General features: G+C 65.1%; 1 protein-coding gene. It reads left to right on the top strand.

The window, feature by feature from the left end; translation table 11 throughout:
• Nucleotides 1-202: aminotransferase class I/II-fold pyridoxal phosphate-dependent enzyme (locus AC0L2K_RS35200; protein WP_473533685.1), on the top strand; the 202-nt coding region annotated here is incomplete at its 5' end.
• Between the last annotated feature and the right edge of the window lie 70 nt (nt 203-272).

Here is a 272-nt window from a genome sequence, read left to right as displayed (position 1 = left end):
GGTCAAGGCCAAGAAGATCAGCGACATCCTGCTCGCCGAATATGGCGTGTACGTGCAGCCGATCAATTACCCGACCGTCCCGCGCGGCACCGAGCGGCTGCGCTTCACGCCGGGTCCGGCGCATGACGAGGCGATGATGGCGGAACTGGTCGCGGCATTGGTCGAGATCTGGGAGCGGCTGGACCTGAAGATGGCGGCGTAAGGCCTGGCCACACTTCCCTTCCACCCGGCCAGGGCCGGGGCCCAGTTTCGCTGAATTATCGTCTTCGGCC

Source organism: Mesorhizobium sp. WSM4817, assembly GCF_055811135.1.
Note: the sequence above shows the minus strand (reverse complement) of the source record. Positions and strands in the feature narration are given on the sequence as shown.